The organism is Planomonospora algeriensis, assembly GCF_977012225.1.
The window spans coordinates 1-8,386 of sequence record NZ_CDRNDK010000288.1 but is presented as its reverse complement, the minus strand read 5'-3'; the positions used below and the strand labels follow the sequence as shown (position 1 = coordinate 8,386).

Below are 8,386 nucleotides of genomic sequence, written 5' to 3'. Positions count from 1 at the left end.
GCCGCCGTCGCGGGCGTCCGCGCGCACGCGGAGCTGGCGCCGGGCGAGCGCGAGGCCGTGCTGGAGCTGACCGTGCCGGAGCCGGAGCGCTGGTGGCCGCGCGGGTACGGCGCGCAGCCGCTGCACGAGCTGACCGTCTCCCTGGACGAGCAGCGCTGGCGCGGGCGGATCGGCTTCCGCACGGTCGAGCTGGAGCGCGACGGCGGGGCCTTCACCCTGGTCGTCAACGGCGTGCCGGTGTTCGTCCGCGGCGTCAACTGGATCCCCGACGACTGCTTCCCGGTCCGGGTCACCCCCGACCGGCTGGCCGCCCGGTTCGCCCAGGCGGCCGAGGCCGGCGTCAACCTGCTGCGGGTCTGGGGCGGCGGCCTGTACGAGAGCGGTGACTTCTACCGCCTGGCCGACGAGATGGGCCTGCTGGTCTGGCAGGACTTCCCGTTCGCGTGCGCGGCCTACCCGGAGGAGGAGCCGTTCCGCTCGGAGGTGGAGGCCGAGGCGCGCCAGAACGTCACCCGGCTGGCCGGCCACCCGAGCCTGGTGCTGTGGTGCGGCAACAACGAGAACCTGGAGGGCCACGCCGACTGGGGCTGGCAGGAGGAGCTGGCCGGGCGCAGCTGGGGCGCGGGCTTCTACCACGACCTGCTGCCGAAGGTCGTCGCCGAGCTCGACCCGACCCGCCCCTACTGGCCGGGCAGCCCGTACTCCGGCGCGCCGGACCTGCCGCCCAACGACCCGGCGCGCGGCACGATCCACATCTGGGACGTGTGGAACCGCGAGGACTACACCCGCTACGGCGCCTACACGCCCCGGTTCGTGGCCGAGTTCGGCTTCCAGGGCCCGTCGGCGTACGCCACCCTGCGTCGCGCGATCAGCGGTGAGCTGGCCGCCGACGCCCCCCTGGTGCTGCACCACCAGAAGGCGATCGACGGCAACGCCAAGCTCCTGGCCGGGCTGGGCGACCACCTGCCGCGGCCGGAGTCCTTCGACGACTGGCACTACCTGACCCAGCTCAACCAGGCCCGCGCGATGGCCTTCGGCATCGAGCGGTTCCGGGCGCTGGCGCCGTACTGCATGGGCACGGTCGTCTGGCAGCTCAACGACTGCTGGCCGGTCACCTCCTGGGCCGCGGTCGACGGCGACGGCCGCCGCAAACCGCTCTGGTACGCGCTGCGCCGCGCCTACGCCGACCGGCTGCTGACCGTCCAGGACGGGGAGGTCGCGGTGGTCAACGACGCCCCCGAGCCGTGGCGCGGCGAGCTGTCGCTGGTCCGGCACGGCCTGGACGGCGAGCCGCTGGCCAAGGAGGTCGCCCGCGTCGAGGCGGCGCCGCGCTCGGTGGTCCGGGTGCCGCTGCCGGAGGCGGTCGCGGTGCCCGGCGACCCGGCGGCCGAGCTGCTGGCCGTACGGCTGGGCGAGGTGCGCACGCTGCGCTTCTTCGCGGAGGACACCGCGGTGGCCTTCCCCGAGGCGGCCTACGACGCCTACGCCGAGCCCGTCGAGGGCGGTTACCGGGTGACGGTGACCGCGCGCACGCTCGTGCGCGAGCTGGCCCTCTTCCCGGACCGGCTGGACCCGGACGCCTGGGTCGACGACCTGCTGGTGACGCTGCTGCCGGGCGAGAGCGCGATCTTCCACGTCGCCACGGAGCGGGAGCTCGACTCGGCGGCGCTGCTCGCCTTCTCGGTGCTGCGCTGCGTGAACGAGGCCCGGCCGGCGTGAGCGGGACCCGCCCGCCTCCTCGAGGCGGGCGGGTCCGGTGGGTGGGCGGGCGCGCGGTCACGCCGGGCGGGCCGTTAGGCTGGGTGCGCATATCCGGACGACGCCGAGAGAGACGATGAAGACCTTCGAAGAGCTGTACGCCGAGCTGTCCGACAAGGCGCGCACCCGGCCCGAGGGGTCGGGGACGGTGGCCGCGCTGGACGCCGGAGTCCATGCCATCGGCAAGAAGGTCGTGGAGGAGGCCGCCGAGAGCTGGATGGCGGCCGAGCACGAGTCGAACGAGCGGGCCGCGGAGGAGATCTCCCAGCTCCTCTACCACGTGCAGGTCCTCATGATCGCCAAGGGGATCGGGCTGGACGAGGTCTACAAGCATCTCTGAGCCGGCGTGCCCGGCTCCCGTGCGAAGACCCTCCCCGCCCGAGAAGAAGGAATCCTCCCGCCATGCTCCGTCTCGCCGTACCCAACAAGGGCGCCCTCGCCGAGGGTGCCCAGACGATCCTCAAAGAGGCCGGATACCGCGTCCGCAAGGACAGCAAGGAACTCGTGGTCATCGACCCCGACAACTCCTGCGAGCTGTTCTTCCTGCGCCCCAAGGACATCGCCGTCTACGTCGGCGAGGGCACCCTGGACGCCGGGATCACCGGCCGCGACATGCTCCACGACTCGGGCGCGCGGGTGGAGGAGATCCTGCCGCTCGGCTTCGGCCGCTCCACCTTCCGCTTCGCGGCCAACCCGGGCGAGTTCGCCTCCGTCGCCGACCTGAAGGGCCGGCGGATCGCCACCGCGTACGCCGGGTTGCTGGAGGGCTACCTCGCCGAGCAGGGCGTCGAGGCGAGAGTGATCAAGCTGGACGGCGCGGTGGAGACCGCCATCCGGCTGGGCGTGGCCGACGCCGTCGCCGACGTCGTGGAGACCGGCACCACGCTGCGCAACATCGGGCTGGAGGTGTTCGGCGAGCCGATCGCCCGCTCCGAGGCCGTGCTGATCCAGCGCCCGGACGCGGTGGAGAGCCAGGGGCTCGACCAGCTGGTGCGCCGGCTGCAGGGCGTGCTGGTGGCCCGCGACTACGTGATGATGGACTACGACATCCGCGCCGAGCGGATCGAGGAGGCCATCGCGCTCACCCCCGGCATGGAGGGGCCCACGGTCTCCCCGCTGCACCGGGAGGGCTGGGTCGCGGTGCGCGCGATGGTGCCGCGCAAGGGCCACCAGCAGGTGATGGACCAGCTCTGGGAGCTCGGCGCGAAGGCCATCCTGGTCACCGCCATCTACGCCTGCCGCCTGTGACCTCTCGCCTGCGGCGCCCTCCGCCGCGGAGACCCTGATCGGGCACGGGAGCGGACCATCCGGCGGACTCCTGGTGGCCGCCGGCAGGCGGGCACTCCGGGCTCCCGGGATGTCCTTCCGGCGCCGGAGTCCGGGAACCCGCGCCCCACTACTCCGGAGCCGGTTCCCGGTGCCCAGGCCGCGCCGGTCGGCCGGTCGGGGCGCCACGGGGTCAGGAGGAGAGGGCGGCGGCCTCTTCCTCCTCGATCCGCTGGTTCCACTCGCGCTTGGAGGACTGCCAGCCGTCCTCGTCGCGGCCGATCCGCCAGTAGCCGGAGATGGACAGCGCCGAGAGCGGGACGCCGCGCTCGGCGCGCAGGTGGCGGCGGAGCTCCTTGACGAAGGAGGCCTCGCCGTGGACGAAGGCGTGCAGGGCGCCCTCGGGGAAGTCCAGCTCGCGGACGGCCGCGACCAGGCGCTCGCCGATCGGCGCCGCGCCCCGGTGCAGCCAGACGAGCTTCACGTCACCGGGGGAGTCGAGCGGCTGCTCCTCCTCCGGACCGGCCACCTCGACGAGGACGTGGGCCGGGGCCCCGGCGGGCAGCCGCTCCAGGGAGGCCGCGATGGCCGGCAGCGCGCTCTCGTCGCCGGCCAGCAGGTGCCAGTCCGCCTCGGCGGAGGGCGCGTAGGCCCCGCCGGGGCCGAGGAACCAGATCTCCTCACCCGGCTGCACCCGGGCCGCCCACGGGCCGGCCAGGCCGCTGTCGCCATGGTGCACGAAGTCGAGGGTGAGCTCGCCCGCCTCGGCGTCCCAGGCCCGGACCGTGTAGGTCCGGGTGGTGGGCTGCTGCTCGCGGGGCAGGTCGCGGCGGATCGCCTCCAGGTCGAACGGCTGCGGGTACGTCACCCCGGGGGGAGCGAACAGCAGCTTCACGTAGTGGTCGGTGAACTCGCCCACGGGCAGGCCGCGCAGGCCCTCGCCGCCGAGCACCACCCGGATCATGTGCGGGGTGAGCCGCTCGGTGCGCACCACCTCGCCGCGCCGCGCCCTGCGCACGGGCCTGCCTTCTGCCATGAGCCGCTCCCGATGTGATCAACTTAGGTATGCCTAAGTACTAGCATACGTTCATGCGGGACCGGTCTGTTTCCGGGTGCTCTTCTCGGGGAATCGAGGGCCGGGGCCGTATCGGACGCCGGGGCCTCGGGAGGCCTGGGAGGTGCGGGTCAGCAAACCGCGGCTGACCAGATCGGACAGGAACCGGGAGGCCTGGGCGCCGTGCAGGCCGACGGTCATCGTGACCAGGCGGGCGTTGACATAGCCGACCTCCCGGACGAGATCGATGATCTTCCGGTCGGTGTCGTCCGGTTTTCTGCGCCGGTAGGTGACCGCGGAGCCGAGGGCTGCGACGGCGTCCTCTCGGAGACGGTAGGCGGGATGGGTCAGGCGCGCACTGGCGCGGGTGGTCTCCAGCATGTCGGCAGGCGGGCCCGACAACGACCGCAGGACGTCCTCGGTCTCGGCGATGTTCCGCTGGAGGAGCGGGGCCATGTCCGCTGCGGTGATCGTCTTGCGGCTCAGGAGAGTGAAGAGGACGAGCAGGGTGTCGGCTTCCTTGCCCACGTCGGCGGGGAGGGTGGCGACGTAGCGGGCCACCGCGGCGTTGGGCGCGCCTCCGCGCAGCGTGACCCTCACGTAGTCGGCGCCCTCTTCGAACAGAGGGGGGTGATGGCCGACACGGAGCATGTCGCCGTACATCCGGTCGACTCCCACGCCCGCCTCCTCCGCGAGGCCGAGGGCGCGGATCGCACCGCAGAGCCGTCCGTTCCTCGGGCGCGACCCCATGGTCAGGATGTTCTCCAGGGTGATGCCGGGAACGAGACGGCCGGGAGAGGTCACGACGAGGCGGGTGGGGGACTGCTCGATCTGGATGCGTCCGGGGAGCCGGTAGTCGCGGTGGATCGCGGCGTTGACGACCGCCTCGCGTACGGCTCTCAGCGGCAGGTCGGGGACCTGGATCTGGACTCCGTGGCGTACGTCGATAGAGGTGCGGTCGGTCCGGATTCCGATGGCGTCCAGAAGACCGGTCAGCGCGCGGAGCATAGGTTGCCGATACCACTCCGAGGCCAGGAGGTCGCCGGTGGAGGATCTCCGGAACTGGTAGTGCAGAAGTTCGCCGCCCTCCGTGCCCTGGGAGCACATCAGGAGGTCACCGGCCCTGTTCAGGGTGCCTTCCGGGGAGACCAGGCCGAGAAGCCGGACAAGGTCGGCGTCGGTCATCCGGGCGTAGCCCTGACGAGCGGGATCCGGATGCTCGTTGAGCAGTTCCCGGGCCACTTCGAGCGCGATGGGCGAGGCGTCACCGATGGGCCGTCCGGTCGGCGCGGCGGACCAGTCGATTCCTCTCCGCTCTTCGACGAGAGCGGCTATCTGATGGCCTGCGAGTGGCAGGCACTGGTCGCCCACGCGCCAGGTCGCCCGTCCATCCACCTGATGGACCTCTGGCGTACGGGGAACCGTGATGACCAGCAGTCGCTTGCCCAGGACATGACGGACCTCCGCCACCACGCTCAGGGGCGGCACCGTCAGCTGGTAGACGCGGAGCGCGACCCCGTCCTCGTCGAGATCGCATCCTTCGAAGGCTTCGGGGCCGGGGAGACTGTCCCGGACGCCCACCACGAGGACGCCGCCCGAGCTGTTCGCGAAGCACGCCGCCGCCTGGGCGAGGTCCTTGGCGGTGTCCTCTCGGGAGCGCCCCTGCCGCTTGAAGTCCAGACGAGGTGATTCGAGATCGCCCGGCCGCCGGCCTGAGAGGATCGCATCGAGCGCGGCCTCGACGTCCGGCACTTCCACGGCGTTTCTCCGATGTTTTGATAGGGCGTGGCATGCCACGGTAAGTCAAAACCGGAGGGAAACCAAGCACTTCCCAAAGGTTCGGCAGCGGTGGCGTCCTGTCCGGGCGGCATGGTGTTCTCGGGCGGGATGGGCCGCTGCCCGTGGGGGTGCCTGAACCGGGTCATCAGTGGAGACGAGGCCGGTCTTCGGAGGCCGAGCCGGGGAAGAGCTGCGCTCCGGCCCCGAGACGGTGGTCGCGGGGGCTCACGCCGTACGCGCGCTTGAAGGCGGCGCTGAGCGCGAAGGGGCTGCCGTAGCCGACTTGTGCGGCCACCGCCTCGACCGTCGCGCCGGGATCGCGCAGCAGGTCGGCGGCGAGGGCCAGCCGTCGGTTCGTGAGGTACGTCATGGGCGGCTCACCCACCAGCTCGGTGAAGCGGCGGGCCAGCGCCGCACGGGAGGCGCCCGTCCTGGCGGCCAGCCCGGCCACCGTCCAGGGGTGGGCCGGGTGCTCGTGCAGCAGGCGCAGCGCCGGGCCCACGACGGGGTCGCCGTGCGCCCGGTACCAGCCGGGGGCCTCGGCCTCCGGGCGGGAGAACCAGGCGCGCAGGACGGCGACGAGCAGCAGGTCCAGCAGGCGGTCCAGCACGGCCTCCTGGCCGGGCGCGTCCCTGGCGATCTCCTCGTGGAGCAGGGCGACGAGCGGGGAGTCCCAGGAGTCCCCGGGCAGGACGAGCAGCCGGGGCAGCGCCGCCAGCAGCCGCCGGTCCACCTCGCTGCGCATCCGGTACGTCCCGGTGAGCAGCGTCGTGGAGCCGTCCGCCGTGCCGCCCCAGGTGCGCACGCCCAGGTCCAGCGCGTCGCACAGGTCCTCGCCCTCCAGCGTCGTGGCGCAGCCTCCGGAACGGACGACGGCCTGGGGCGGGGTGGCCGGGTCGTCGGCGACGGTATAGGGATCGGGGCCGCGCACCACCGCGACGTCCCCGGCGCGGAGCCGTACCGGTTCGGCGTCGCCGGGCACGATCCACGCCTCGCCGCGGACCGCGGCGACCAGGGTGAGCGGCGCCCGGTCCTCGATCCGCAGCGACCAGGGCGGCTCCAGGACGCTGCGGAGGAGGAACGCCCCCCCGGGCCCTCGGCCCGTCCAGCAGGTCCGCGAACGCGCTCACCGATCGCCTCCAGAGTGGAGACCCCGGCCTCCTGGCCGGGGTCCTCGACGCCGCCGATTGTAGACGTGCGCGCATGGAGCGGAGATCATCGCGCATGGTCTCCGGCGCCGGGCGGCGGTTGACTGGAGGCATGACGGAGAGCACACAGGTGTTGCGGGTCGCGGTCCTGATCGGGTCCACCGTGTCGATGGGGCTGATGGCGGGCCTGTTCTACGCCTTCGCGGTGGCGGTCATGCCGGGACTGGGCAGGTCGGGCGACCGGACGTTCGTGGAGGCGATGCAGCGGATCAACGTGGCGATCCTCAACGGCTGGTTCGCCGCCGCCTTCGTCGGAGCCGCGCTGCTGACCGCCGTGGCGGGCCTGCTCCACCTGGGGCGCCCGAACTGCCGTGGATCGCGGCGGCGTTCGTGGCGTACGGCGTGGCGCTGGCGGTCACGTTCACGATGAACATACCGCTCAACGACGCGCTCGACACGGCGGGGGAGCCCGGCCGGATCCCCGACCTCGGGGCGGTGCGCGAGCGGTTCGAGACGGTGTGGGTACGCTGGAACGTGGTCCGCGCGCTGGCCTGCACGGTGGCGCTGGCCCTGTTGTCCTGGGCGCTGGCCGTCTAGGAGCGCCCGGAGGGATCCGGCAGGGGGCGATCTCCTCGCTGGAGTCGCCGAGGATCGTGATCCCCGAGGGCCTCGTTCCGTACCGGCCGTTCAACGAATGGCGAAATGTCGGTGAACATCACCGCGGGTTGCTCATGTTGCGGTCAGGGCGGGGTCATCCTCGATACGTGCCGACCAACACGCACTTCCTGCCGCCGGCCGCCGCGCGCCCGCGGGCGCACCGGCCGCGTCGTTCACCGCACCGGCCGCCTCCTTCCCGGGAACGGTTCCGGGGCCCGTGCCGGGGCCCGTGCCGGGGACCGTCCCGGGCGTCGCGCCGATCGCCGACCTCGACACCGGGGGCGTCATCGCGCTCCAGGCAGCCGCCGGTGACCTGGGGGAGGGCGGTTCGGGCCACGGAGACGTCGTGGTCCTGGCCAGGACCGTCCTGGAGGTGTCGCGGAGCGGGGCGCTGCTCCCCCTGGTCCTCTCTCTGCCCGCACGGGCGGTGATCAGCGGATCGGCCGCCCTGGCGCCGCTCCACGAGGCCCTGCGGATCTCCGGGCGCCGGCCCCGCGAGATCATCCTCGTGCTCCGGGGCGGCTTCGCCGAGGAGGACCGCCGGGCCCTGCTCGCGGGGTTGGAGGGACTGCGGGCCGTCGGCTACCTGATCGCGGTGGGGGACCTGGGCACCGCGCACGTCCCGCCGGACCTGCTGGCCGACGCCTCGCCGTACCTGGTGGTGCTCTCGGCCGGGCTGATGGCGCGGGTGGGGCGCGACCCCCGCCGGACGGCGCTGGCCGGG

At 73.0% G+C, this 8,386-nt stretch carries 7 protein-coding genes and 2 pseudogenes; 6 read left to right on the top strand and 3 right to left on the bottom strand.

Annotated features, from left to right (window positions below; translation table 11 throughout):
• The 3 genes from ACWJ6R_RS24735 to hisG all read left to right on the top strand — a co-directional run.
• The coding region (locus ACWJ6R_RS24735) for a glycoside hydrolase family 2 protein (protein ID WP_449064526.1) at positions 1-1,719 on the top strand (1,719 nt) is incomplete at its 5' end.
• Between the two features lie 115 nt (positions 1,720-1,834).
• The gene (locus ACWJ6R_RS24730) at positions 1,835-2,098 is read left to right on the top strand and encodes a phosphoribosyl-ATP diphosphatase (protein ID WP_012892448.1); all 264 of its coding nucleotides are present in this window, start codon (positions 1,835-1,837) and stop codon (positions 2,096-2,098) included.
• Between the two features lie 62 nt (positions 2,099-2,160).
• A complete protein-coding gene (hisG, locus tag ACWJ6R_RS24725) occupies positions 2,161-3,006 on the top strand; it encodes an ATP phosphoribosyltransferase (protein WP_449064525.1) in 846 nt (281 codons plus the stop codon).
• Positions 3,007-3,217: 211 nt separating this feature from the next.
• Here hisG and ACWJ6R_RS24720 read toward each other — a convergent pair whose 3' ends face one another.
• The 3 genes and pseudogenes from ACWJ6R_RS24720 to ACWJ6R_RS24710 all read right to left on the bottom strand — a co-directional run bounded on the left by ACWJ6R_RS24720 (position 3,218) and on the right by ACWJ6R_RS24710 (position 6,987).
• Positions 3,218-4,060, bottom strand: coding sequence for a siderophore-interacting protein (locus tag ACWJ6R_RS24720; protein WP_449064524.1), 843 nt, complete (start codon positions 4,058-4,060; stop codon positions 3,218-3,220).
• Between the two features lie 51 nt (positions 4,061-4,111).
• Positions 4,112-5,836 carry an ATP-binding protein gene (locus tag ACWJ6R_RS24715; RefSeq protein WP_449064523.1) on the bottom strand — a complete coding sequence of 575 codons (1,725 nt, stop codon included), beginning with the start codon at positions 5,834-5,836 and terminating at the stop codon, positions 4,112-4,114.
• A 166-nt stretch (positions 5,837-6,002) separates the two neighbouring features.
• Positions 6,003-6,987 (bottom strand): annotated as a pseudogene (locus ACWJ6R_RS24710) (AraC family transcriptional regulator).
• A gap of 130 nt (positions 6,988-7,117) precedes the next feature.
• On the opposite strand from ACWJ6R_RS24710, the gene ACWJ6R_RS24705 reads away from it, so the two are divergent.
• The 3 genes and pseudogenes from ACWJ6R_RS24705 to ACWJ6R_RS24695 all read left to right on the top strand — a co-directional run.
• Positions 7,118-7,435, top strand: a complete 318-nt coding sequence (locus ACWJ6R_RS24705; RefSeq protein WP_449064522.1) for a hypothetical protein — start codon at positions 7,118-7,120, stop codon at positions 7,433-7,435.
• Positions 7,396-7,602: an anthrone oxygenase family protein gene (locus ACWJ6R_RS24700; protein WP_449064521.1), complete on the top strand. Its 207-nt coding sequence runs from the start codon at positions 7,396-7,398 to the stop codon at positions 7,600-7,602. The genes ACWJ6R_RS24705 and ACWJ6R_RS24700 overlap by 40 nt, the downstream gene beginning before the upstream one ends.
• Positions 7,603-7,891: 289 nt before the next feature.
• Positions 7,892-8,386, top strand: a pseudogene (locus ACWJ6R_RS24695) (EAL domain-containing protein); the annotation flags it as partial.